This window comes from Sphingomonas alba (genome assembly GCF_023516555.1).
GTDB lineage: Bacteria > Pseudomonadota > Alphaproteobacteria > Sphingomonadales > Sphingomonadaceae > Sphingomicrobium > Sphingomicrobium album.
In genome coordinates this window covers 1,358,080-1,384,064 of record NZ_JAMGBD010000001.1, presented here as the reverse complement: position 1 = coordinate 1,384,064, position 25,985 = coordinate 1,358,080, and the positions used below count along the sequence as shown (strand labels likewise).

16 protein-coding genes are annotated in these 25,985 nt (G+C 63.5%); 8 read left to right on the top strand and 8 right to left on the bottom strand.

The window, feature by feature from the left end:
• Positions 1-98: 98 nt before the first annotated feature.
• The 3 genes from thrS to LZ536_RS07235 all read left to right on the top strand — a co-directional run bounded on the left by thrS (position 99) and on the right by LZ536_RS07235 (position 6,143).
• On the top strand, positions 99-2,111 hold the full coding sequence (gene thrS / locus LZ536_RS07245) for a threonine--tRNA ligase (protein ID WP_249847739.1): 2,013 nt from the start codon (positions 99-101) through the stop codon (positions 2,109-2,111).
• A gap of 225 nt (positions 2,112-2,336) precedes the next feature.
• Positions 2,337-2,855, top strand: a complete 519-nt coding sequence (gene infC, locus LZ536_RS07240; RefSeq protein WP_249847738.1) for a translation initiation factor IF-3 — start codon at positions 2,337-2,339, stop codon at positions 2,853-2,855.
• Positions 2,856-3,041: 186 nt separating this feature from the next.
• Positions 3,042-6,143 (top strand): TonB-dependent receptor, encoded by a 3,102-nt coding sequence (locus LZ536_RS07235; protein WP_249847737.1) that lies wholly within the window; start codon positions 3,042-3,044, stop codon positions 6,141-6,143.
• Positions 6,144-6,200: 57 nt separating this feature from the next.
• On the opposite strand, the gene LZ536_RS07230 is transcribed toward LZ536_RS07235, so the two are convergent.
• The gene (locus LZ536_RS07230; RefSeq protein ID WP_249847736.1) at positions 6,201-8,939 is read right to left on the bottom strand and encodes a [protein-PII] uridylyltransferase; all 2,739 of its coding nucleotides are present in this window, start codon (positions 8,937-8,939) and stop codon (positions 6,201-6,203) included.
• On the bottom strand, positions 8,939-11,533 hold the full coding sequence (gene mutS / locus LZ536_RS07225) for a DNA mismatch repair protein MutS (protein WP_249847735.1): 2,595 nt from the start codon (positions 11,531-11,533) through the stop codon (positions 8,939-8,941). The genes LZ536_RS07230 and mutS overlap by 1 nt, the downstream gene beginning before the upstream one ends.
• 95 nt (positions 11,534-11,628) lie before the next feature.
• Between mutS and LZ536_RS07220 the strand changes: the two genes are divergently transcribed.
• Positions 11,629-13,914 carry an NADP-dependent malic enzyme gene (locus LZ536_RS07220; protein WP_249847734.1) on the top strand — a complete coding sequence of 762 codons (2,286 nt, stop codon included), beginning with the start codon at positions 11,629-11,631 and terminating at the stop codon, positions 13,912-13,914.
• Here LZ536_RS07220 and LZ536_RS07215 read toward each other — a convergent pair.
• Both LZ536_RS07215 and LZ536_RS07210 read right to left on the bottom strand, forming a co-directional pair.
• Entirely contained in the window at positions 13,911-16,001 is a 2,091-nt protein-coding gene (locus LZ536_RS07215) for a RelA/SpoT family protein (RefSeq protein ID WP_249847733.1), read from the bottom strand. The two genes, LZ536_RS07220 and LZ536_RS07215, sit on opposite strands and share 4 nt — an antisense overlap.
• 94 nt (positions 16,002-16,095) lie before the next feature.
• On the bottom strand, positions 16,096-16,419 hold the full coding sequence (locus tag LZ536_RS07210; protein WP_249847732.1) for a CC_3452 family protein: 324 nt from the start codon (positions 16,417-16,419) through the stop codon (positions 16,096-16,098).
• Between the two features lie 113 nt (positions 16,420-16,532).
• Here LZ536_RS07210 and LZ536_RS07205 point away from each other — a divergent pair, with 113 nt between their 5' ends.
• Complete coding sequence (locus LZ536_RS07205; RefSeq protein WP_249847731.1) at positions 16,533-17,027, top strand: winged helix-turn-helix transcriptional regulator; 495 nt, start codon at positions 16,533-16,535, stop codon at positions 17,025-17,027.
• Positions 17,028-17,051: 24 nt separating this feature from the next.
• On the opposite strand, the gene rpoZ is transcribed toward LZ536_RS07205, so the two are convergent.
• A complete protein-coding gene (gene rpoZ / locus LZ536_RS07200; protein ID WP_249847730.1) occupies positions 17,052-17,393 on the bottom strand; it encodes a DNA-directed RNA polymerase subunit omega in 342 nt (113 codons plus the stop codon).
• A 154-nt stretch (positions 17,394-17,547) separates the two neighbouring features.
• Between rpoZ and LZ536_RS07195 the strand changes: the two genes are divergently transcribed.
• Positions 17,548-18,687: a phospholipase D-like domain-containing protein gene (locus tag LZ536_RS07195; protein ID WP_249847729.1), complete on the top strand. Its 1,140-nt coding sequence runs from the start codon at positions 17,548-17,550 to the stop codon at positions 18,685-18,687.
• Positions 18,688-18,689: 2 nt separating this feature from the next.
• Here the strand turns inward: LZ536_RS07195 and LZ536_RS07190 are convergent, their stop codons facing one another.
• On the bottom strand, positions 18,690-19,340 hold the full coding sequence (locus LZ536_RS07190; RefSeq protein ID WP_249847728.1) for a class I SAM-dependent methyltransferase: 651 nt from the start codon (positions 19,338-19,340) through the stop codon (positions 18,690-18,692).
• 111 nt (positions 19,341-19,451) lie between these two features.
• Here LZ536_RS07190 and LZ536_RS07185 point away from each other — a divergent pair, with 111 nt between their 5' ends.
• Positions 19,452-20,744: an MFS transporter gene (locus tag LZ536_RS07185; protein WP_249847727.1), complete on the top strand. Its 1,293-nt coding sequence runs from the start codon at positions 19,452-19,454 to the stop codon at positions 20,742-20,744.
• On the opposite strand, the gene LZ536_RS07180 is transcribed toward LZ536_RS07185, so the two are convergent.
• Complete coding sequence (locus LZ536_RS07180) at positions 20,741-23,056, bottom strand: CDC48 family AAA ATPase (RefSeq protein WP_249847726.1); 2,316 nt, start codon at positions 23,054-23,056, stop codon at positions 20,741-20,743. The two genes, LZ536_RS07185 and LZ536_RS07180, sit on opposite strands and share 4 nt — an antisense overlap.
• Positions 23,057-23,351: 295 nt before the next feature.
• Here LZ536_RS07180 and LZ536_RS07175 point away from each other — a divergent pair, with 295 nt between their 5' ends.
• Positions 23,352-25,235 (top strand): TPR end-of-group domain-containing protein, encoded by a 1,884-nt coding sequence (locus LZ536_RS07175; protein WP_249847725.1) that lies wholly within the window; start codon positions 23,352-23,354, stop codon positions 25,233-25,235.
• Here the strand turns inward: LZ536_RS07175 and LZ536_RS07170 are convergent.
• On the bottom strand, positions 25,232-25,984 hold the full coding sequence (locus LZ536_RS07170; RefSeq protein ID WP_249847724.1) for an SDR family NAD(P)-dependent oxidoreductase: 753 nt from the start codon (positions 25,982-25,984) through the stop codon (positions 25,232-25,234). The two genes, LZ536_RS07175 and LZ536_RS07170, sit on opposite strands and share 4 nt — an antisense overlap.
• Position 25,985: the final 1 nt, after the last annotated feature.

Genomic DNA, 25,985 nt, shown 5'->3' with positions numbered 1-25,985 from the left:
TAAAGCGACCTTTACCGACTCGGCCCCCGTTAGTCAAGCCTGCTTTACATTGCCTCATCGGTTGAGACGCGCGGCGCACACCGCTACATGCGCTGGCCATGACGAAAATGTTCAAGATCGCCCTTCCCGACGGCTCCGTGCGCGAGATGCCCGAGGGTTCGACCCCAGCCGACGTAGCGGCGGCGATCGGACCGGGCCTGGCCAAGGCCGCGCTGGCGGCGCGCGTTGACGGCGAGGTGCGAGACATCATGCGCCCGTTCGAAGGCGATTCGAACCTGGCGCTGATCACCTCGCGCGACGAGAAGGACGCTCTCGAACTGGTCCGCCACGACTTCGCGCACATCCTTGCCGAGGCGGTGCAGAACCTGTTCCCCGGTACGCAGATCACTTTCGGCCCGGCGACCGAGGACGGCTTCTACTATGATTTCTCGCCCAGCGCGGAGCGCGGCCCCTTCACGGAAGAGGACCTTCCCCTCATCGAGGCAGAGATGCGGCGCATCATCGCCGCCGACGAGCCGCTCGTCCGCGAAGTCTGGAAGCGCGAGGATGTCCGCGCGCTGTTCGAGAAGCAGGGCGAGCGTTTCAAGGCCGAATGGGTGATGGAATTGCCGGAAGGCGAACCCATTACCATGTATCGGTCGGGCCAGTCCGACGACGCGTGGATAGACCTATGCCGCGGCCCACATTTGGCCTCGACCGGAAAGCTCGACCCGCAGGCATTCAAGCTGACGCGCGTCTCCGGCGCCTACTGGCGTGGCGATCCCAAGAACCCGATGCTGTCACGCATCTACGGCACCGCCTGGCTCAACAAGAAGCAACTCGACGCCTACCTCGTCCGGCTGGAAGAAGCGGCGAAGCGCGATCATCGCAAGCTCGGCCAGGAAATGGACCTGTTCCACTTGCAGGCCGAGGCGCATGGCAGCGTCTTCTGGCATCCGAACGGCTTCGTCATTTATCGCGCGCTCGAGGCCTACATGCGCCGGCAAATCGACGCGGCCGGCTATCTTGAGATCAAGACACCGCAGGTGATGGACGCCCGCCAGTGGGAGAAGAGCGGCCACTGGGGCAAATATCGCGAAAACATGTTCATCGTCCCGGATGAAATTCCGAGCACCGATGAGGACGCGCCGATCTTGTCCGGCAAGGCCGACCTCATGGCGCTGAAGCCGATGAACTGCCCGGGCCACATCCTCGTCTTCAAGCAGGGGATTACCAGCTACAAGGAGCTGCCGATCCGCTTCTATGAGAACGGCAGCTGTCACCGGAACGAGCCCCACGGGGCGCTCCACGGCCTGATGCGCGTGCGTCAGTTCACGCAGGACGATGCCCATATCTTCTGCCGCGAAGACCAGGTCGTCAGCGAGGCGCAGGCCTTCTGCGAGCTTGCCGCTCGCATCTACAAGGATTTCGGCTTCACCTATTCGATCAAGCTCGCGCTACGGCCGGACAATCGTTTCGGTAGCGACGCGGACTGGGACAAGGCCGAAGAGGAGCTCCGTCAGGCGGTCATCGCCGCCGGCATGGCGACCGAGGAATTCGGCTGGGAGGAATTGCCCGGCGAAGGCGCCTTCTACGCACCGAAGCTCGAATGGCACTTAAAGGACGCGATCGGCCGCACCTGGCAGGTCGGCACGCTGCAGTCGGACCGGGTGCTGCCCGAGCGGCTCGACGCTACATTTGTCGGGGAGGACGGGCAGAAGCACCGGCCGATGATGTTCCACCGGGCAATCTTCGGATCGTACGAGCGGTTCATCGGCATCCTGATAGAGCATTATGCGGGCAAGTTCCCGCTCTGGCTGGCGCCCGTCCAGGCGGTGGTTGCGACGATTGTTTCCGATGCCGACGATTACGCCAACGCGGTCATCGCGAAACTGCGGGCCGCGGGCATCCGCGCCGAAGCCGACCTTCGCAATGAAAAGATCAATTACAAGGTGCGCGAGCACAGCCTCGCCAAGGTTCCCCTGCTGCTGGTCGTCGGCAAGCGCGAGGCCGATGAAGGCACGGTCGCCGTGCGTCGGCTCGGATCGGACGAGCACCAGAAGATGATGTCGCTGGACGAGGCGGTGGCGATGGTCACTGCGGAGGCCGTGCCGCCCGACCTTCTCAACTGAAGATGGTTCGCGCCCAATCGCCCGGCACGTCGCCATCGCCCGCGCCCTGCGGACACGCGCGGATGAATCCGTTCTCGCCTGACACGAGTCCGCCACAGCTGAACCGGAAAATGCCGGCTTTCGGGCCGCACCCCTTTATTTTCGGAGTGCGAAGGCTTAGCTGGCAGGCTGATTCCAACCGTTAATGGAGATTGCGTTATACCACCGCCCAATCCGCGCCGATCGATGGCGCCGCCGGTCTTGTCCGGCCCCCGTTTCAACCAGTTCATCCAGTCCCAGAAGGTCAGGGTGATCGACGAGAACGGCGAGAATCTGGGCGTGATGTTTACGCGCGAGGCGATTGAGCAGGCGGCTGAGGTCGGACTCGATCTCGTCGAAATCTCTCCCAACGCCGACCCGCCCGTTGCGAAGTTCCTGGATATTGGCCGCTATAAGTACGAAGCCCAGAAGAAGGCCAACGAGCAGCGCAAGAAGCAGAAGACGCAGGAGATCAAGGAGATCAAGATGCGTCCGAACATCGACGACCACGACTATGACGTGAAGATGCGCAAGGTCGTCGAGTTCCTCGAGGAGGGCGACAAGGTGAAGCTCACGATGCGCTTCCGCGGCCGCGAGATGGCTCATGGCCAACTCGGCATGGCCGTGCTTCAGCGTGCCTCGGAGCAGGTGGCGGAGATTGCCAAGATCGAAGCCCATCCGCGCATGGAAGGCCGGCAGATGCTGATGGTGCTGGCCCCGAAATAGGGCGCCTCCACGCCCGCCTGTTTGTCACAACTTTACAGGAATGTTGCATAAACGCCGCAGGGGCGCGCCAATCATGCGCGGCCTCCCCCGGCGCTCGCTTTCATTCCTGTAAGCAGTGGATTAGCCTCCCTCTCAATCCGCATCGCGCCTGGGGAAACGCGCGAGCGGGAATGAGAGGGGAAAACCATGCGCAAGTCGATCTGGCTGCTTTCGGCGGGATTCGCCGTACTCGCGACGCCCAGCTACGCTCAGGACACTCAGGGCAGTTCATCCACGACGGCCGAAGGCCCAAGTGAAGCCGCCGCGGTCGACCAGCCCAAGGCTGAAGACGAACAGAAGGAAGGCGATGCAATCATCGTCACCGCCACGCGCCGTAACGAGGCGCTAAGCGACGTTCCTCTGGCCGTGTCTGCAGTCAGCGGCGACACGCTGAAAAAGACTGGCGCCACCGACCTTCGCGGCCTCAACCAGGTGTCTCCTTCGCTATTCGTCTTCTCGACCTCATCCGAAGGTGGCGCCGCTCGCGCAAACATCCGCGGCATCGGCACGGTCGGCGATAACCCGGGCCTCGAAAGCTCGGTTGCGACCTTCATCGACGGCGTTTACCGCTCCCGCACCGGCGTCGGCTTGACGGAACTTGGCGCAGTCGACCGCATCGAGGTGCTCCGCGGCCCGCAGGGAACGCTGTTCGGACGCAACGCGTCGGCCGGTCTCATCCATGTCATCACCGCCAAGCCGCGCTTCACCCAAGAAATCTACGGCGAGGCCTCGATCGGCAATTACGGTTACAAACGGCTCGACCTCGGCGCGACCGGACCGATCACCGATTCGCTCGCGGCCCGCATTGACGGCGTCTGGATCAAACGCGACGGTTTCCTCGACGATGTAGTCGGCGGCGGCGATTACAATGATCGCAACCGTTACATGGTCCGCGGCCAGTTGCTCTACCAGCCGAACGACGACCTATCCGTCCGTTTCATCGCGGATTACACGCATCGCAACGAGCAATGCTGCGCCGCCGTCTACCAGCCGACCGAAGACAAACTCCGGACGAGTGCGCAAACCTATCTTTCGTTGCCCTCGACGTTTGCAACAATCATCCGTGGGCTTCACCCCGTAGGGAACCCCGATCTTAACGCGCGGGGCATCATTCTCGACGACCCCTATGACCGCAAGATCTCGGTCACTCCGGGCCGCAGCTTCAATTCGGACACCGAGGATTGGGGCGCTTCGCTCGAGGCCAATTACGATTTTGGCGGCGCCCAGCTGACTTCGATCACGGCCTATCGGTCGAACGATTTCGAGCGAGGCCAGGATGCAGACTTCAACAATCTCGACATTCTTTATCGCGATGGCAGCGGCGGTTCGTACAACAAGTTCAAGACATTCACCCAAGAGTTGCGCTTTCAGGGCGAGCTATGGGGTGGCCGTCTGAATTGGCTCGTCGGTGGCTATTATGCGCACGAAAACCTGAAACTCCGCGACAATCTGACGTACGGCAATGATTATTCTCAGTACGCCAATTGCGTTGTCGCCAACAGCTTTGCGGGAACCTTCGTCAACGCCGGCAACCTTTTGCACAACGCCGGCCTCGTCGCGTTAGGCAATGGCCTGATCGACACGAACAATGCGACGAACAACGGGGGCACCTGCTTCAACACGAATGTCGCCAACGCCATGATAGGCACGGGCCTGCTCACAGGTGCAAATCTGCTGACTTTCCAGGCTTTTTCAAAGCTCGGCGCCTTCGCCGGCGGCACCACCAGTGGTTTCACGAACCTCACCGGCCGGACCTTCACGGGCGTCGGACTCGACGACCTTTACGACCAGGACAGCGACAACTTTGCGATTTTCACGCACAATATTTTTGAGATCACCAAGGGCCTGAAGCTTACCGTGGGCCTGCGCTACACGCATGAGAAGAAAACGCTCGACGCTCATCTCACCGACAATAACTTGATCTGTGAGGCTTTGAGCGGAACCACGCTCGCGTCGCTGCCATGCCTCATTCCCAGTGTTCCAGGGCACGACTACTCATTCGACGACAGCAAGACCGAGCATAAATTCTCGGGCACGGCGGTGCTCAGCTGGAAGCCGATTGACGAAATCCTGATGTATGCGAGCTACTCAAAGGGATACAAAGCCGGCGGCTTCAACCTCGACCGGTCGGCACTCGCGAGAGCATTCACGACCAATCTATCAACCCATGCCACTGTGGCGGGTGCGGTCTGTGGCACAGGTCCTGGCGCAGGCCTTAACTGCACTCACGCTGCTGGCGGATCTGACCTGCAGTTCGATCCGGAGCTCAACGACGCGTGGGAGTTGGGTCTGAAATATAACGGGCGAGGAATCGACATCAACCTCGCCTTGTTCCGGCAGGACTTCAAGGATTTCCAGCTCAACACGTTTAATGGCCTCAATTTTGAGGTTGAAAACGTCAACAGCTGCAGCTCGCTCGACGTCCCCAATGGCGATACTGACGTCAATGATCCGGTCACAACCGGGCCAACGGGAGCGTGCGTCGGAAGCTTGAGGTCGGGTGTCCGTTCGACGGGCCTTGAGATCGAAGTCTTCACTCGGCCGTTCCGCTACGCGAGCTTCAATGTTGGCATGACCTATGCCCGCACGCGCTACCGAGACAATCTGGTCGGCGCGAGCGGCGAACCTTTGTCAGGCTCGTTATTCCAGCTTTCCAACGCGCAGGTTTCGGGCGCGTCCGAGTTGGTGACGACAGCGTCCTTCGGCTACACGCCGCCGATCGGTTCAAACGGCATGCACGGCCTCTTCTACATCGATGCTCGTCAGATGAGCGGCTTCAACACTGGCTCCGACCTCGACGTCGAGAAGTTCCAGAAAGGCTTCGGTGTCATCAATGGCCGCATCGGTATCAGTGGGCCGAACGACCTTTGGGGCGTGGAGCTTTGGGCGCAGAACCTCCTCGACACCAAGTTCAAGCAGGTCGCTTTCGACGCGCCGCTGCAGGGCGGTTGCACGGAGAACGGCGCGCTGAACGGCTTCTGTGGTGTGCTTGCCAACTATCCAGTGACAACGCGATCGCAGCAGCTCTACGCCGACTTCCTCGGGGAGCCGCGGACCTTCGGGCTTACTATCAAGGGCAAGCTAGGTCAGCCGCGGCCGCGGATGGTTGAGGCCGCCCCGCCGGCTCCGCCACCACCACCGCCGGCGCCGATGCAGACCTGCGCCGACGGTTCGGTCATCGAGGCGAGCGCGACCTGCCCGTCTCCGCCGCCGCCGCCGCCGCCGGCACCGGCGCCTGAACGGGGTTAATCGACCAACCAAAAAAGGGGGGCTCCGTCCGTTCGCGGGCGGGGCCTTTTTTTCGTGTCAGGCGGCGCGGTTGCGTCGATCCGCCTCGCTCGCGGCGGCAGTCAGCGCGGCACGCAGGGCTTCGATCACTTCCGCGTGAAGCTTACGGCCGTCCGCACCGGTGAGATAAAAGGTATCGACGGCCCGCTCGCCGTAGGTCGCAATATGGGCCGAGCGGACCTGCAGGTGTTGGTCATGGATCGCCAATGCCAGCCGGGCCAGCAAGCCCTCGCGGTCGCGAGCATTGACCTCGACCACGGTCGTGCGGCTGGATGCTTGGTCAGCGACGATTACGGACGGCGCGACACTGAATGCGGCGCGGCGACGCGGTAGTGGCGCCGCTGCCGGAGGCATCGGCAGCGCGTCCGATGCCAGCGCCGATTCAACGGCTTTGACCAGTCGGCCGCGCAAGCGGCGGTCGGCATACGGCCGCCGCTGCGAGTCCTGAACCAGAAGGTTGTCGAGTGCCATGCCGTCGCGCGTAGTGTGGATGCGCGCGTCGACGATCGACGCCCCCGCCGCGGCGAGGCCCGCACAGACGCGATAGAATAGTCCCGGTCGATCAGGCGCAAAGACGCTGACCCGGGTAGCCCCATAATCGGGTTCGTCGACCGCGATCACGCTCGGCTTGGCGTCGCCGAAATGCGCTTCCGCCTCCGCGACCTGTCGCGCATTGGCAAGCTGCCAGGCTGCAGGTTCCGCCAACCAATAACTGTCCGGCAAGCGCCTCGCATGGGCAAGCGCCGCGCCCTTCCGCCACCCTAGTGCAGCGGCCAACAATTCCTGCCGCTCCTTGACCTCTTCGGCCCGGCCGCGCTGCTTGTGACCCAGGCGCAAACGCTCTTCGGCGGCATCGAACAAGGTCCGCAGCAGCTGGCGCTTCCACTCATTCCACGTTCCGGGCCCGACCGCCCGAATATCGACGACGGTCAGCATCAGCAACAGCCGCAATCGTTCGGCACTTTGCACCTGCGCGGCGAAATCCTCGATCGTCTTGGGGTCGGCCAGGTCGCGCTTGAAAGCCGTCGCCGACATCAAAAGGTGATGGCGCACCAGCCAGGCGACGGTTTCGGTTTCGGCGGGATCGAGGCCGAAGCGCGGGCAAAGCTCCAGCGCTACTTGCTCCCCGAGAATGCTGTGGTCGCCCCGCCGCCCCTTGGCGATATCATGGAGCAAGACGGCAACATAAAGTGTCCGCCGTGAGCCTATCTGGCGAAATAGTGCCGTCGACAGGGGATGGTCCTTGGCGAGTTCACCACGCTCGATCGCTGCCAGAAGGCCGATTGCCCGGATCGAATGCTCGTCGACCGTATAATGATGGTACATGTCGAACTGCATCTGGGCGACGACGCGGCCGAAATCGGGAACGAAGCGCCCGAATACGCCGGCTTCATTCATCCAGCGAAGCACAACGTCGGGGTGTTCCTTTGTCGTCAACGCTTCCATGAAGAAGGCATTGGCGGAGGCATCGTCCCGCACCTGATCGGCCAGTCTTGCGTCCCGGGTCGACGCGCGCATCGCTCGCGGGTGAATCTCCAGTCCCTCCCGCGCGGCAATTGCGAACAGCTCGACTAGCCGCGCCGGTTGTTCGGCGAGGAAAGTCTCGCTCGGGATTGAAAGCCGCCCTCGATCGAGGCTGAAGCCGTGGAGTTTGGACGGTCGACGCGGAAATGTCGGCAGCGCAAACCGCCGCCCCTTGCGGGCCATTTGCTCGTCGAGCTGCGCGAGGAACAGGCCGGTGAGGTCGCCGACGGCTTTGGCCTGCAAGAAATAGAACTGCATGAACCGTTCGACCGCGGATTTCCCCGGCCGCTCGGCGTAGCGCATCGCCCGCGCAATGAGCGGCTGATACTCGAAGCTCAGCCGTTCTTCAGCTCGTCCCGCGATGAGGTGCAGGTGGCAGCGCACTGCCCAGAAGAATCGTTCGGCACGTTCGAACCGACGATATTCCTGGCGTGTGAGAAGGCCGGCCTCCACCAGGTCTGCCGGCCTGTTGATGCCGTGAACATATCGGGCAATCCAATAAAGCGTGTGAAGGTCGCGCAGGCCGCCCTTGCCGTCCTTGACGTTGGGTTCGACCACGTAGCGGCTGTCACCAAGCTTCAAGTGACGTTGATCACGTTCAGCGAGCTTGGCGCTGACGAACTCGGCACCCGTCCCGTTCACGACCTCCTTGCGAAAGAGAGCGGTGCAATTGTCGAACAGCTGTTCGTCACCCCAGATCCATCGCGCCTCGAGGAAAGCGGTGCGGATGGTGATGTCATTCTTCGCCAAGGAAATCAGGGTCCGGCAATTCCGGACCGCGTGGCCAAGCTTCCAGGGCAAATCCCAGAGAAGGTAAAGCGTCGCCTCGATCAGCGCCGCCACGTCGTCGCCGCTACCTTCCTGGACCAGAAACAGCAGGTCGACGTCGCTGAACGGGGCCATCTCTCCCCGGCCCGTCCCGCCAAGGCCGACGATTGCAACGCTGTCATCAGACGGCTTGCTGTCGACCAAATGCGACCGCGCAGCGTCGAAGGCCAACCGCAGGATTTGGTCGGTCAGGAACGCGTAGCAGGCGGCGGCCATGCGCCCGCGCGCTGGCTCCGCTTCGAACCGGCGCGCAATTTCCACGCGGCCCGTTTCGAGCGCGCCTTTGAGGATTGTCGAGATCTCTCCCTGTGCCCCCTGCGAGAGTCCGGCGATGCGCTCGGCGATGGCCCGGCGGTCGATGATGGTCCGGCGGTCCTCGACCAGGTCGAAGCGGGCCGGAAGCATCAGCTGCGCTCCGCCGCCAAACGCTTCAATTCGTACAATGCATCAAGCGCCTCACGAGGGCTCATCCGGTCGGGTTCAAAGCGCTCGATCGCGTCCATGAGTGGATCCGCAACGGGCTCCGGGTCGACGGCAGCGAAAAGCGGCAATTCGTCCAGGCCGGCAGCAATTCCGCCGGTTGCATCGCGGCCGGCTTCCAGCTTGGTCAGCACCGAGCGCGCCCGCGCGACAACCGTCGGCGGCAATCCCGCCAGACGCGCGACGGCAATGCCGTAACTGCGGTCGGCCGGACCGTCGGCGACTTCGTGCAACAGTACGAGCTCGCCTTTCCATTCGCGCGCACGGACATGATGAAGCGACAGGCTATCTAACCGGTCCGCGAGGAGGGTCAGCTCGTGGTAGTGGGTCGCGAACAAGGTTCGCGCCTTCACCTCGTCATGCATGGCCTCGACCACGGCCCAGGCGATGGCGAGGCCATCATATGTCGAAGTGCCGCGGCCAATCTCGTCGAGGATGACCAGGCTGTTGGGCGTCGCCTGGCTGAGGATCGCGGCGGTTTCGACCATTTCGACCATGAAAGTCGAGCGACCGCGGGCGAGGTTGTCGGAGGCGCCGACGCGGCTGAAAAGCCGATCGACCAGACCGACCTTGGCGCGGACGGCGGGCACGAAACAGCCGGCCTGGGCCAATAGAACGATTAGCGCGCACTGACGGAGGAAAGTCGATTTGCCGCCCATGTTGGGGCCGGTGATCAGCCAGAGTCGATCATTCGGGCCAAGGCTCACATCATTGGCGATGAAGCGTTCGCCGCTATCGGACAGCGCATGTTCGACTACCGGGTGGCGGCCGCCGTCGATTTCCAGGCAGGGGTGCTCGACGAGCGATGGCAGCGACCATTGGCCCTCCGCAGCGCGCGCTGCATTGCCGGCGGCGACATCGATTCGTGCAATCGCATCGGCGGTGGCGGTGATCGCGGTCGACGCATCTGCTGCCAGCTTGGTCAGCTCTTCCAGATGAGCGGCTTCGGCGGCCAGCGCATGACCCCCAGCTTCAACGACCTTGGCCGCTTCCTCATGCAAGTCCGGCGAGTTGAACCGGACGACCCCGGCGAGAGTCTGGCGGTGCGCGAATCCGCTGTCGGGGGCCATCAGACGGTCGGCATGCCGTGCGGCGACCTCGATATGATAGCCGAGCACGGCATTATGCCGGATCTTCAACGAAGCGACGCCGGTCGCGTCACGATAGCGAGCTTCAAGCGCGGCAATGGCGCGCCGCCCATCCAATGAGGCCGCTCGCAACCCATCGAGAGCCGCGTCATAGCCTTCGGCGATATAGCCGCCTTTCGAGGTGTCGATCGGCGGCGAATCGACCAGGGCGATCCTTAGTCTGTCGACCATCGCCGCATGGCCGCCGAGCAATGGCAGCATTTGCCGCAGCAGGTCGGGCTGTGGCGTGATGCTCTCCAGATCCTTCCTCAGCGACGACGCGGCAGCAAGGCCGTCGCGGAGCTGGGCAAGGTCGCGGGGGCCTCCGCGCCCGGCTACCAGCCGGCCGAGCGCACGGCCGATGTCGGGCATCGCCTTCAGCGCATCGCGGATGTTCTCACGGCGCAATTGGTCGTCGTGGAAGAACTGCACCAGTGCGAGCCGTGCCTCAATGGCCGCCCGGTCGAGCAACGGCGCAGACAGATCGGCAGCCAACAGGCGCCGTCCTGCAGCGGTGACACAGCGGTCGACCTCGCCAAGCAGGCTGCCGGCGATTCCGCCCGTCGCCGACCGCGTGATTTCCAGGCTGTCGCGCGTCGCCGGGTCGATGGCCACGTGCGTGCCACGCGCAATCCGCCGTGGCGCGGACAGCAACAAACCGGCGTCCCTCTGAGTTGCCGCCAAATAGGCGAGCAGGCCGCCTGCCGCCGCCAGTTCGGCCCGGCCGGGCGCGCCGAAGCCGTCCAGGGTCGTGACCGCAAATTGCGCCTTCAATGACCGCTCGCCAGTGAGGCTGTCGAACCCGCCCTTGCCAATGGCGGAAAAAATCCCCGGAACCGGCGAATCGGCGATAGTTTCAGCCGGCGACAGTCGCGCCAGCTCCGCGCCCAGCTCACCCGCCTCGCAGCAAATCAGCTCGAATCGGCCAGTTGAGATGTCGGCGGCAGCGATGCCCCATTCGTCACCGGACCTGGCGACCGCTGCCAGCCAGTTGGCAGATGCCGGTGCCAGCAGCGTCTCTTCGGTCAGCGTTCCCGGAGTCACCAGCCTGATTATCGCCCGATCGACCAGGGCCTTCGACCCACGCGCCTTGCGTGCTTCCGCCGGGCTTTCCGTCTGCTCGGCGATGGCGACCCGGTGGCCCGCCTTGATCAAACGCGCCAGATAGGACTCCGCGCTGTGTGCTGGCACACCGCACATCGGAATCGGTGCGCCCTCGTTCTCGCCGCGCCTGGTGAGCGCGATGTCGAGGCACTGCGCGGCGATCTTGGCGTCGTCGAAGAAGAGTTCGAAAAAGTCGCCCATCCGATAGAAAAGCAAGGCGTCACCGGCTTCGGCCTTCAGCCGATGGTACTGCACCATCATCGGGGTCTGCGCATCACTTCTGGCCATTGCATCACGTGGTAACGGCAAAGCGCGCGCCAAGCGAGGGTGACTCTCAGGCAAAAAGGCCGCTAAAGGCGCGTCCGAGAGGAACGCGAGGCGGCATGGAAAGCAACGTTAAATTCACGGCCGAGGAGGCGCTCGATTTCCACGCGAGCGGCAGGCCGGGCAAAATTGAAATCGTCGCCACCAAGCCGATGGCCACGCAACGCGATTTGAGCCTCGCTTATTCGCCTGGCGTCGCAGTGCCGGTCGAGGCGATCGCCGCCGACCCCGGCAAGGCCTACGACCTCACGGCCAAGGGCAATCTCGTCGCTGTCATTTCCAACGGCACTGCCATCCTCGGCCTCGGTAACTTGGGCGCGCTTGCGTCGAAGCCGGTGATGGAAGGCAAGGCGGTACTCTTCAAGCGTTTCGCCGATGTGGATTCCATCGACCTGGAGGTCGCGACCGAGGACGCCGACGCCTTTATCAACGCCGTTGCATTGCTCGAGCCGAGCTTCGGCGGAATCAACCTTGAAGATATTGCCGCTCCAGACTGTTTCCGCATCGAAGCGGCGCTCAAGGAGCGGATGAACATCCCGGTCTTCCACGACGACCAGCACGGCACCGCGATCATCACCGCCGCCGGCCTCATCAACGCCTGCCACCTGACCAATCGCAAGATGAAGGACGTCAAGGTCGTGTGCAACGGCGCCGGCGCCGCCGCCATTGCCTGCACAGAGCTCATCAAGGCGATGGGCGTGGCCAACAACAATGTCATAATGTGCGACCGCAAGGGCGTCATCCACAAGGGCCGCGATGACCTCGATCAGTGGAAATCGGCCCACGCCGTCGACACCGATGCCCGGACACTTGGGGAAGCCTTGGTTGGCGCAGACGTGTTTCTCGGCCTTTCGGCCGCGGGCGCGCTGAAGCCCGACATGGTGGTGGCGATGGCGCCGCAGCCGATCATTTTCGCCATGGCTAATCCGGACCCTGAAATCCTGCCGGAGGACGCCAAGGCCGCGCGCCCGGACGCGATTATCGCTACGGGTCGTTCGGACTATCCGAACCAGGTCAACAACGTCCTCGGTTTCCCCTTCATTTTCCGCGGCGCACTCGATGTGCGCGCCACCGCGATCAACGAGGAAATGAAGATTGCCGCCGCCACCGCGCTTGCCGCCCTGGCGCGCGAGGCTGTGCCGGAGGAAGTCGCCGCAGCCTATGGCGGCAAGAGCCAGAGCTTCGGCCCCGACTACATTATCCCTGCGCCTTTCGATCCACGCCTCATCGAGATCGTCCCGATTGCCGTTGCCGAAGCCGCCATGCGGACGGGCGTCGCCCAGAAGCCGATTGAGGACATGGACGCTTACAGGACGGCGCTGCGGGCACGTCTAAACCCGACTGCGTCGGTCCTCAGCCTTGCGTTCGAAGCGGCCCGCTTGAACCCGAAGCGCGTCCTGTTCGCCGAGGGCGACGAGCCCAACGTCCTGCGCGCCGCCATCGCGTTCAAGGAAGGTGGTTATGGCACGCCGGTCCTGATCGGCCGGGAGGACGTTCGCGAGAAGCTGGCCGAGCTGGGTGTCGAAAATCCTGGCGACTACGAAGTCCTCAACAGCCGCAATTCGCCGCTCGTCGGCCGCGCCGTCGACTTCGTCTACGGCAAGCGCCAACGCTGCGGCATGCTCCGCCGCGAGGTCGAGCGCATGGTCAACCAGGATCGCAACACCTTCGCCGCCGCCATGCTGGCCTTGGGGGAAGGTGATGCGATGATCACCGGCACGACCCGTCCGTTCAGCCAGTCCCTGGCGCAGGTCCGGACCGTGGTTGACGACGAGGCCGGCGGGACGCCCTTCGGCATCAGCATCGTCGTCGGCCGCCAGCGCACTGTGCTCATCGCCGACACCGCCGTCACGGAGCGACCGACGGCGGAGCAATATGCAGCGATCGCCATTCGCGCCGCCGCCTTCGCCCGCCGCATGGGGCAGGAGCCGCGCGTCGCCTTCGTGTCCTACACGACTTTCGGCAATCCGCCGGGGCGCCATATTGAGGAACTGCGCGACGCGGTGAAGCTACTCGACACCATCGTCACCGATTTCGAATATGAAGGGGAGATGGGCCCCGACGTGGCGCTCAACCACGAGGCCCAGACGAAATTCTATCCATTCAGCCGCCTGACCGGCCCGGCCAATATCCTCATCATGCCAGGCCTGCAGTCGGCGAATATTTCGGCCAAGCTGATGCGCGCCATCTCGGCCGAAAGCGTCCTTGGGCCGTACCTCGTTGGCATGGCTCTTCCGGTGCAGATTGCGCCTATGACCGCGAGCTCGTCAGACCTGGTGACGCTGGCGGTGTTGGCCGCGGGCGGCGCCGACGCCATCCGCAGGCCGAAGGCGAAAAAGGCCTAAAGGCGCTCGGCACTGGAAACGGGGTCCGCGCTCCGCAGCGCCGCCAGCAGCGAGTGCAAGTGCGCGAGGTCGTGCACCTCGACGTCGAGGTGGAACGTCTGAAAGCTCCCGTCGCGATGCGCCAGGTGCAGGTTGATGATGTTCGCACCTTTTGCGCCCAGGATTCCGGCCATGGTGCCGAGTGCACCGGGCACGTCGCGCAGGATGATACACAGCCGCGCCGTGCCGCCGTCCGACTCGTCGCCCCAGGCCAGGTCCAGCCAGTCGGCGTCAATGCCGGTTGCCAGCTGGTCGCAACCGATTACGTGCACCTCGATGCTTTCGTCCTCGCGGCGCAGGCCGACGATTCTGTCGCCGGGAATAGGGTGGCAGCATTCGGCCAGGTGATAGGCGACGCCGGGGGTCAGGCCCTTGATCGAAATCGCCTGGCGCTGGGCAGGCGGGCGGGAGGCGACGTCGCTGCCGGCCGAACCCGGCATCAGCGCTTCCATGACGTCTTCGTCGGAGATGCGCTTGCGGGCGATGTCGATCATCAGCGCGTCGGCATCCTCGACCTTCAATTTCTTGACCGCGCGCCCAAGCGATTCGGGGGCGAGCGGGGCAGGGAGGCGGCCGACGATCTCATCGTAAATCTTGCGCCCAAGCTCGATCGTCTCGTCGCGCTCTTTGTGTCGCACGAAGCGCCGGATTGAAGACCGCGCCTTGCCGGTCGCGACGAACCGCAACCAGCTCGGCTGCGGGTGCTGCGCTTCCGAGGCAAGGATTTCGACCTGGTCGCCATTTTCGAGCAGGGTCCTGAGCGGCACAACGCGGCCATTGACCTTCGCGCCGACCGTCTGGTCGCCAAGCGCGGTGTGGACGGCAAATGCGAAGTCGACCGGTGTCGCGCCCTTTGGCAGCTGGATAAGCTCTCCCTTCGGCGTGAAGGCGAAGATGCGATCCTGGTACATCGCCATCCGCGTATGTTCGAGCAGTTCTTCCGGGCTATCGGCGTGGTCGAGAATCTCGACGAGGTCGTCGATCCACGGGACGTGGAGATCGGCGATCGGCTTGCCTTCCTTATACGCCCAGTGGGCGGCAAGCCCGCGCTCGGCCTGGGCATGCATCGCTTTGTCGCGGATCTGGATCTCGATCCGCATCTTCGAATCATGGATGACGGAGGTGTGCAGGCTTCGATAGCCGTTGCGTTTGGGGGTCGAGATGAAGTCCTTGAAGCGGCCGGGGACCATCGGCCATCGCTCATGGATGAGGCCGAGCGCGCGGTAGCATTCGTCGACATTGGCGACGATGACCCTGAAGGCCATGACATCGGATAATTGCTCAAAGCTGATGTGCCGCTCCGCCATCTTCTTCCAGATGGAGAAAGGGTGCTTCTCACGGCCGGTGACTTCGGCTTCGAGGCCATGGTCGGCGAGATGGAGCTGCAGGCCGAGGCCGATCCTGCTGACGAGGTCGCCGCCGCTGTCGTGGAGTTGCTTCAGGCGGCGAGTGATCGAGGCGTAGGCGTCCGGCTCCAGTTCACGGAAAGCCAGTGTCTGCATCTCGTTCATGATTTCGTACATGCCGATCCGCTCGGCGAGCGGGGCATAAATATCCATTGTCTCGCGCGCGATTCGCCGACGCTTCTCCTCGCTCGGCACGTGATGAAGCGTCCGCATGTTGTGGAGGCGGTCGGCGAGCTTCACCAGAAGGACGCGGATATCGTCAGACAGGGCGAGGAGGAACTTGCGGAGGTTCTCGGCGGCGCGCTCGTTTTCGCTCTGCGCTTCGATCTTGCTGAGCTTGGTCACGCCGTCGACCAGCCTGGCGACGTTCGACCCGAACAGTTTCTCGATCTGCTCCGGCGTCGCGACCGTATCTTCGATCGTGTCGTGGAGGATGGCGGTGACGATCGTTTCGTCGTCGAGCTTCAGGTCGGTGAGAATGCCAGCCACTTCGATCGGATGGCTGAAATAGGGGTCGCCCGAGGCGCGGACCTGGGCGCCGTGGGCCTTCATGGAGAAGACATAGGCGCGGTTGATCAGCCCCTCGTCGGCGTCGGGGTCATAGGCCCGGACCTTCTCGATCAGTTCATACTGTCGAAGCACGGCCCTAATGTGGGGTGAGCGCTAGACATGTTGCAAGCGCGAATTGGCCGGCGCGCATAAGAGGGGGACCGCGCGCCGGCCAAAGGAGAAATGGTTAGTTGGCCTCGGCGACCGCGGGCGTCGATGCAGCCGGAGCAGCAGCGTTGCACTTGGCAAGGTCGGCCGCGGCAATCGCCTGGCCATTGACGGTGAAGCTTTCCAGCTGGCCGGCCTTCTTGGCGAGCGACTGGCAGAGCACCAGTGGGCGGCTGTCGTCGGTGTTGCCCCGGTAGACGCCGCCGGCATTATTCCAGACGATGTCGTTGGCGACGAACTTGTTGGCGCTGGCGGCGGCGGCAGGCTTGCCGGCATAGGTCGCGGCGCTCGCCGGAGCGGCGATCGCAGCCAAAGAGGCCAGAAGGATGAAAGTGCGGGACATGTTAAACCCCTGAATTGCGTTTTCGATTGAAACTGTTTATCGCTTACAGTTTCATTTCGCAACTAGTTTTTTCGTCGTATCTGTGTTTTGTGTTGCGCTGAGAGGAAGAGTCATTGGGCCATAGTACGGCGCACATCGACGCGTTCAGGGAGGCTGCCCTCAGCTGCCCCATTCCTCAATCCGTCGAACTCATCGGCGAGAAATGGGCCTTCCTCATTCTTCGGGGGGCATTCAACGGGCTCCAGCACTTCGAGGAGTTCCAGGCCGGCCTCGGCATCGCCCGCAACATCCTTTCGGATCGTCTCGCCAAACTCGTTTCGGGGGACATCCTGGACCGCTCGCCCGACCCTTGTGACAAGCGGAAGGTCATTTACGCACTTAGCCGCAAGGGCGAAGCCTTGCTGCCAGTCGTTTTGGCGCTCAGGCAGTGGGGCGAGGATTGGGGGCACGGCACGCAGGACATCGTCCTGGCTGACTTGCGCGATGGCAAACCGATCCGCCGCATTTGCGTTCAGGCCGAGGACGGTCGGGAGCTCAAGCTCGGTGACATGAAATGGATCGTACGCCCGGGAGCGGAACAGAAAAAAGGCGGCGCTGAGGCCGCCTGATTTCCTAGTTTGAAGCCGGAAGGCTTATTCGTAATCAGCACCGCCCGGGGTCGGGCGCGGCGGGGCGGCGGCGGTCAAGCGCAGGGCCTCGGCCGATTCGCTGAGGCTCGCCAGCTCGTCCGTTTCGTCCTCTTCGTCGATGCGCACGCGCTGCAGGCCGGAAACGACCGCCTCTTCCAAATGCTTCGGCTTGACGGTTTCCTCGGCGATTTCACGCAAGGCGACGACCGGGTTCTTGTCGCGGTCGCGATCGATGGTCAGGTCGGCGCCGCCGCTGATCTGCCGGGCGCGCTGCGCCGAAAGCAACACGAGGTCGAACCGGTTCGGAACCTTGTCGACACAATCTTCAACCGTCACGCGCGCCATTCGTCGCTTCCCAATCCAATAGCTTTCTGGAGGAGGCGGCGAGATAGTGACGGCACGCCAATAAGTCAATGTTGGCCACAGCTTGCGCCGCGCTCAAGGCATCGCCACTAGAAGCCATATGAGAGGCCGGCCGTCATCGCTTGCAAGCCGCCTGGTGACGGTCGACGACAACCGCCTGCTGGTGCTGCCGGACGGGCCCGACCGGCTCGAGGCCGTACTCGACCTCATCGGCAACGCCAAGACCAGTCTCAGGCTGCTTTACTACATGTTCGCGGGAGATTTCTCGGGCAAGCGTGTCCGCGATGCGCTGATGTCGGCGCGCCAGCGCGGCGTCGCGGTCTCAGTGCTGATCGATGATTTTGGCAGCAGCATGAACCCCGACAGCTTCTTCACCGAACTGCGCGAGGCTGGGGCGACCGTCTGCCGCTTCCACCCCTCCTATGGGCGCCGTTACTTGCTCCGCAATCACCAGAAGATGCTGCTCGTCGACGGCGAGACCGAGGACTGTCGGGTCATGGTCGGCGGCTTCAATATCGAGGACGATTATTTTCAGCGCTCCGACGAGGGCGGCTGGCGCGATATCGGCCTCTTGGTCTTCGGCTTCGCGGCAGGACGGCTGACGCCTTATTATGACGCCCTGATGGGCTGGGCGCTGAAGAAGCACGCCCGAATCCGCGAGCTGCGCCACATCATCACCCGCTACAGCGAGACCAGTGGCAAGTTACAGTGGCAGTTCGGTGGCCCGATGCGCCGCGTCTCGCCTTGGGCCGTGTCGACCACTCGCGACCTCAGCCAGGGCTGCGACGTCGAGGTGATCGCCGCTTACTTCGCCCCGCCCTGGGGCATGCTGAAGCGGATCGCCCGAGCCGGCGCCAAGGGCCGGGCCCGGATCATCACCGCCGCCAAGTCCGACAACACGGCGACCATTTTCGCCGCTCGCTTCACTTACAACCAGCTATTGAAGCGTGGCGTCGAGATTTTCGAATATCAGCGCACCAAGCTGCACACGAAGCTTCTGGTGTTCGACGACGAGGTTCATATCGGCTCGTCCAACTTTGATTTCCGCAGCCTCTATCTCAACATGGAGATGATGCTGCGCGTCGACGACTCCGAGTTCGCTTCGCTCATGCGACTCTATTTCGAGGGCGAGCTCGACGACAGCCTCGCAATCACCCGCGAGGCCTGGCGCAAGCGCAGCACCATTTTCAACCGCATCAAATGGGGCCTGTCCTTCTTCCTGGTGACGGCAGTCGACTACACCGTCACGCGAAGGCTCAATTTCGGGGCGGAGTAGCCTTATTCGGCCGCCACGGCCTTCGGTTCACGCCAAGCCCAGAAGAGAGTCGCGGGCGGCACATTGATCCATTCGAAACCGCGGTCGATCCGCTCGAAATAAGGCGCGATGAAATCACGAACCTTGGGATTGAACTGGTAGACGAGGAATGCGCCACCGGCGCGGATCGCCTTGGCCGTCGCTTCACCGATTGCGTCGCCAACACCCGGAGGCAGGGTCGAAAAGGGGAGTCCCGACAGGATGTAGTCGGCATGGGCGAAACCATGCGCCTCGATGATCTTCTGGACGTCGGCGGCCGAACCCGTGACCGGAATCAGCCGATCATCCTCGATGCCCTTTTTCAGATAGTCGATGAAGTCGGGATTGGTGTCGATCGCGATCAGCTTGGCGTCGGCGGGAAGCAATTCGAGAACCGGCCGGGTGAAGGTACCGACACCCGGGCCATATTCGACGAACAACTTCACCTCGTCCCAGCGCACCCGCGACAGCATCTTGTCGATGAGCACCTTGCTCGACGGGATCACCGAACCGACCATCACCGGGTTCTTCAGGAAACCGCGCAGGAACTGCCACTGCGGGCTGTTCGCCCGATGCGCGACGCGGCGCACAAAGCGGCGCGGGCCTTTCAGCGTGCGGGCGGACGAAGCGTTCATTGAGTCTCCAGCGGGGGCCTTCGAAGGTGCATTGCGTTGGCAAAACAGTCGGGCCTTTGCAAGTTCCATCGCCTGCTTTGCGCCACGGCCTGCCGCGCCTAATGCACGTTAATGCGTTTACGCGCGCCCCGACCGGGGATCGCCGGCACGGCGATGTCGACCCCGCACTTCCTTCTGCTGTTCACTGCAATGTTGGTGGCGGCGGCGGGCAATACGGCGTTGCAATCGGTCATGCCGGCCATCGGGCGCGAGATCGGCATCGCCGATTTCTGGGTGGCCGTTGCCTATACCTGGTCGGCGGTGCTGTGGGTGCTGCTGGCGCCCTTTTGGGCCAGGCGCAGCGACCATCATGGCCGCAAGAAGTTGATCCTCCTCGGCCTCGGCGGCTTCATTGTCTCGATGACCTTGTGTGGGATCACGCTCGCGATTGGCCTCAAGGGTGCCATCACCGGAGCCGCGACCTTCGGGTTGTTCGCAGCATTCCGCTCCATCTATGGGTCGCTCGGCTGCGCGACGCCTAGCGCGACCCAGGCCTATCTCGCCTCCAAGACCCGCAGGGCGGCGCGGGTGAATGCGCTTTCCGCGCTGGCGGCCTCCTTCGGCCTGGGAACGATCATCGGGCCCGCGATTGCACCGGCGTTCGTGTTGCCCTTCGTCGGCCTGCCCGGCCCGCTATTCGGCTTCGCGATAATCGGCATCATCGTCTTCACCGCCATCGCAATCTGGCTCCCTGACGACACCAAGGGCAGGCGCTCGGGCCGGGGCGCCGCAATGAGCTATCCATCGCTCGCCTCCCCGGTCACGGGCGCAAGCGTCGTCGCCGCTACGGCGCCACGCCGCGACATGCTGAAATGGCACGACGAGCGAATCCGTCGCTGGATCCTGGCCGGAGTCGCGGCCGGCCATGCCCAGGCGGCGACACTCACCTGCATCGGCTTCTTCGTGATCGATCGCCTGCAGATTCCCGCCCAGGGGTCCGAGCAGCCGATTTCCATCGTCATGATCGCCGGCGCCGGCGCCGGACTTGCCGCCCAATGGGGCCTGATTCCGCGCCTCGGGCTGAGGCCTCGGGCGCTGATCCTCTGGGGCTCGGTGATTGCCGCCGCCGGCTTCATCGTCACCATGCTGGCCCCCAACCTGTACGGGCTGGTCCTCGGCTTTGCCTTGTCCTCACTCGGCTTCGGTTTCACGCGACCCGGCTTCACGGCCGGCGCAAGCCTCGCCGTGCCGTTAGGCGATCAGGGCGGCGTCGCCGGGGTCATCACCGCAGCCAATGGCATCAGCTACGTGGCCGCACCCGGAATCGGCATGGCGCTCTACGGCGTCGATCATCATCTGCCCTTTGCGCTATCGGCGCTGCTGCTCCTGGCAATGGCCCCGTGGGCCCGCGCCCGGCTCGACTAAAGGTCCTCGCTGTTCGGCACGGTCTTGGGGCCGCGCGGCTGGAGCATGCCGGGCAGGACGAAGCCGATACCTCCCACCGGCCGCACCGCGTCCGACTTCAACGTCCGCTGAATCTCGGCATAGTCGTTCAGCATTTCCTCGGTAACCGAGGCCCGGGTTTCCTTCAGCGCCGCTTCGAAATCCGCCATGGTGACGAGGTCGGAATCGAGACCGCGCCGGAGCGCCGTCAGGCCGGCGCGGCGGACCAAATCCTCAAGGTCGGCCCCGGTGAAACGTTCGGTGCGCTGCGCCAGGGATTCGAGGTCGACATTCTTTGCCAGCGGCATGTCCTTGGTGTGGATCGCCAGGATACGCCGGCGTCCGGCCGTATCTGGCGTGCCGACATAGATGAGCTCATCAAACCGTCCCGGCCGCAATAGTGCCGGATCGATCAGGTTCGGCCGGTTGGACGCGCCAATCAGCACGACGTTGTTGAGCTCCTCCATGCCGTCCATCTCGGACAGGATAGTGTTGACGACGCGCTCGGTGACCTGCGGTTCTCCAAGCCCGCCACCGCGGGCCGGGACCAAGCTATCGATCTCGTCGATGAAGATCACGGTCGGCGCGACCTGTCGGGCACGGGCGAATAACCGGGCAATCTGCTGCTCGCTCTCGCCATACCATTTGCTGAGCAAGTCAGATGATTTGGTGGCGATGAAATTCGCCTCGGACTCGCGAGCCGCGGCCTTGGCCAGTAGCGTCTTGCCTGTTCCGGGCGGTCCATAGAGCAGGAAGCCTTTGGCCGGGCGGATGCCAAGCCGGCGGAACGCCTCCGGATGCTTCAGCGGCAACTCGACGCCTTCGCGCAGCTTGTCCCGGGCCTCGTCGAGGCCGCCGACGTCGTCCCAGCTGATGTGCGGCACTTCGACCATGACCTCGCGCATCGCCGACGGCTGCACGCGCTTCAGGGCATTGTCGAAGTCCTTCGCCTCGACAGACAAGGCGTCGAGGATCTCGGTCGGGATGGCGTCCTTGTTGAGGTCGATGCGCGGCATGATGCGGCGCACTGCCTCCAGCGCCGCTTCACGGGTCAGGGCCGCCAAATCGGCGCCGACGAAGCCGTAGGTACGGCGCGACAGCTCGTCGAGGTTGACGTCCTCGGCCAGCGGCATGCCGCGCGTGTGGATGGCCAGGATCTCGCGGCGGCCATTCTCGTCGGGCACGCCGACCACGATTTCGCGATCGAAGCGCCCGGGCCGGCGCAACGCCTCGTCGATCGCTTCGGGCCGATTGGTGGCGGCGATGACGACCAAATTCTGCCGTGGCTCCAGGCCGTCGAGCAGTGTGAGGAGCTGGGCGACCAGCCTTTTCTCGGCCTCGCCGGAAACCTGGCCGCGCTTGGGTGCTATCGAGTCGATCTCGTCGATGAAGATGATCGACGGCGCGGCCTTGGCGGCCTGCTCGAACAATTCGCGCAGCTTCTTCTCTGACTCGCCATAGGCGGAGCCCATCACCTCGGGACCGGCGATGTGGAAGAACTGGGCATCGCTCTCGTTGGCGACGGCGCGCGCCAGGCGCGTTTTGCCGGTGCCGGGCGGGCCGTGAAGCAGCACGCCCTTGGGCGGGTCGACACCCAGGCGCTGGAACAGCTCGGGGTGGCGTAGCGGCAGTTCGACCATCTCGCGCAGGGCGTCGATGGTGTCGCGCATGCCGCCGAGATCGTCATAGGTGACGTCGGCCCGGCGCTCACCGGCCTTCTCGGTATATTCGGGAAGGAGTTCTACTTCGGTGTCGGCGTCGATATGAACGATGCCCTTGGGAAGCGCGGTGACGATCGTCATGCGCACTTCCTGGAGTGCGAAGGCCGGGGCGTTCAGCAGCTGGCGGATGTGGTCGGGCACGTCGGCGTTGACCCGCTGCTGGCCGGCGGTGGCGACCGTATCACCTTGGGTGAGCGGCCGGCCCAGGAAGCTGCGTTTCAGCGCCTCGCTCGAGCCCTGCAGGCGGATGTTGTTTTGTGCAGGCGCGAAGACGACGCGCGTGGCGGGCTTGGATTTGACCTTCTTCACTTCGACGAAATCGCCCGAACCAACCCCGGCATTGGCCCGCTGCAGGCCATCGAGCCGGATGATCTCCAGTCCCTCGTCGTCGCCATAAGGCCGGATGGCCCGGGCGGCCGTGAGCCGCTTGCCCTCGATGGAAATGATATCGCCCTCGGTCAGCCCGAGGTCGGTCATCAACTTGACCGGCAGCCGCGCCACGCCCCGTCCGGCATCGGTGGGGGCGAGGTTGGCGACCTGAAGCCGCCTAGCCACCGTTTCGACATCCGCCATCAACAAACCTTTCCTTGATCCCGCCGCCTTGCGGTCGGCCAACGGCCCTCGCCGCTTTCGGTTCAATGTGGTCGTTGCGGCGGGCGAATAAAGGGTCGGCCCCCGAAGCGCAAAAAAAGGCCGGGCAGTTTGGGCTGCCCGGCCTGAAGTCAGGAGAGGATGCCATTAAAGGCAGAAGGAATATCGCACCGCAGCATTTGTTGTGCAAGTGCGAAATCCGAAACTGGCATCCCAGTTAGCTAATCGGCGACAATGTGCTAGTGCAGCGCCACGCACGGGAGGGGTTTCGAGTCCCATGGAGCGCCGGCTTTCCGCGATCATGGCTGCTGATGTGGTCGGCTACAGCCGGTTGATGGGGGCGAACGAGGTCGGAACGCTGACGGCGCTCAAGGAGCATCGCGCCCAGCTCGTTGATCCGACGATTGCCGAGCATCAAGGCCGTATCGTCAAGCTGACCGGTGACGGGATGTTGGTGGAATTCCCCAGCGTGGTCAGCGCCGTCGAATGCGCCGCCGAAGTCCAGCACGAGATGCGTTCGCGCAATGTGGAGGTGCCGGAAGACCGCCGGATCGAGTTTCGGATCGGCATCAACCTTGGGGACGTGATCGTCGATGACGACGATATCTTCGGCGAGGGAGTCAACGTCGCAGCGAGGCTGGAAAGCATCGCCAAGCCCGGCGGCGTCGCCGTCTCCAGTGCTGTTCGCGAGAATATCGGAAACAAGCTCGATCTCGTCTTCGAGGACATGGGCGATGTCGACCTGAAGAACATCGGCCACCCGGTCCGCGTGTTCAACGTTGCTCTCGGCAATGCACCGGTCCGGGCGAAAACGAAGGTCGAAGAGGCCGATAAGCCGTCGATCGCGGTCCTCCCGTTCAACAATATGAGCGGTGACACGGAACAGGAATATTTCTCGGATGGAATGACCGAGGATATCATCACTGACCTGAGTAAGGTCAGCGGCCTGTTCGTTGTCGGCCGCAACACGAGCTTCACCTACAAGGGCAAGGCCCAGCAGCTGCAGCAGGTCGCGGCCGAGCTTGGCGTCAAATATTTGCTCGAGGGAAGTGTCCGCAAGTCAGGCAACCGGGTGCGTGTCACCGGCCAGCTGATCGACGGCACGACCGGCGGCCACGTCTGGGCCGACCGTTACGACCGCGATCTCGATGACATCTTCGCCATTCAGGACGAAATCACGCAGGCGATCGTCGGCCAGTTGCGGATCCACCTGCTCCCTCAGGAAAAGGAGGCGATCACAACGGCTCCGACAGGCAGCGTAGAGGCTTACAATTTCTACCTCAAGGGCAGGCAGCTCTTCCACGCCTTCACTAGGTCTTACCTTCTCCTTGCCAAGGAAATGTTCGGCAAAGCGGTCGAGATCGACCCGGATTACGGGCGCGCCTATGCGGGCATGGCCAGTGCCATGTCGAGGCTTTGGGGCATGTATAACGTGCCGACGGACGCGGACGAGTTGCTGGCAATCGCCGACAAGGCGCTGGCGCTCGATCCGAACCTTGCCGAGGTGCATTCCGCGCGCGGCGAAGCGCTCGCTAACAGCGGCCGGAGGGAGGAAGCAGTTCAGGCTTTCCAGCGTGCGCTTGAGCTCGATCCCAACAATTTCGATGCCAACCTCGCCTACGCGCGATTCAGCGTCACCGAGGGCGACCTCGACAAGGCGATCGAACTCTACACGAGGGCGGTTGAGATTCAGCCGGAAGACTCACAGGCCCCGCTGCTTCTGCAGATCGTCCTGCGCGCGGTCGGTCGGAGCGAAGAGTCCGACAAATATGGTTGGATGGGTATCAAGCGCGCCGAGGAGCAACTGAAACTTCACCCTGAGAATTCGCGACCGGCCCAGTTGGGAAGCGGCGCCCTTGCCACTTTGGGCGATAAGGAACGTGCGCTCAAATGGCTTGAGCGCGTGAAGCTGATCGATCCCGACGACAATAACGCGCGTTACAACGCGGCTTGCACTTACGCGCAATTGGGCGAGATCGACCATGCGATGGATTTGCTCGAACTATGGATCGATCATTGCGGCGCCGAGCAGGAGAGGTGGTTCCTGCATGATTCAGACCTGGATCCGATCCGAAAGCATCCGCGCTATCAGTCACTCCTCGACAGGTTCAAGCAGCGGCACGCCACCGAGATTCCCGGACCAGAAGTCTCGGCGACCTAGCGCATCCGCGCCGCGCGGCGCATGACGGCGCGGGGCAGGAACCTGTTGACCTGCGAGATGACCTTGTTGGCGAGGCCCGGCACCACGATCGCCTGGTTGCTTTCGAGGCCTTTGATCCCCGCCTGCACGACCGAGGCCGCGTCGGCGGATTGTTTGCTGCCCGGCCCCTTGGGTTTGAAGCCCGAAACCTCGCGGAACTCGGTGCGCGTTGGGCCGGGGCACAGGCAGGACACCTTGATGCCGTGCGGCTTCATCTCGTCGTGCAGGGCCTCGCTGAACGACAGGACGAAGGCCTTGGTCGCGAAATAGACCGACATGCCAGGGCCCGGCTGGAAGGCGGCGGTCGAGGCGACGTTGAGGATGCCGCCGGACTTTCGCGATATCATGCCGGGCAGGACGGCTCGCGACAGCTCTTCGAGCGCGCCGCAGTTGAGATCGACCATCTCGCGTTGGCGATCGGCGTCGAGCTCAACGAAGCGCCCGGCAAGGCCGAAACCGGCATTGTTGATGAGCAGCTCGATGGTCTCGCCGGCCTTGGCGACATTCGCCATCAGCTTGGCGGTGGCGCCCGGTTCGCTGAGGTCGAGCGCAACCACGCGGGCGTTACCGACCTCCCTGGCCAGATCTTCAAGCCGGTCCTTGCGTCGGGCGACCAGCACCAGCCGGTGGCCTTTCGCGGACAGTTGCCGGGCGAACTCGACGCCCAGCCCTGCCGAGGCGCCGGTGACGAGGGCGACCGGCTTCGCCATC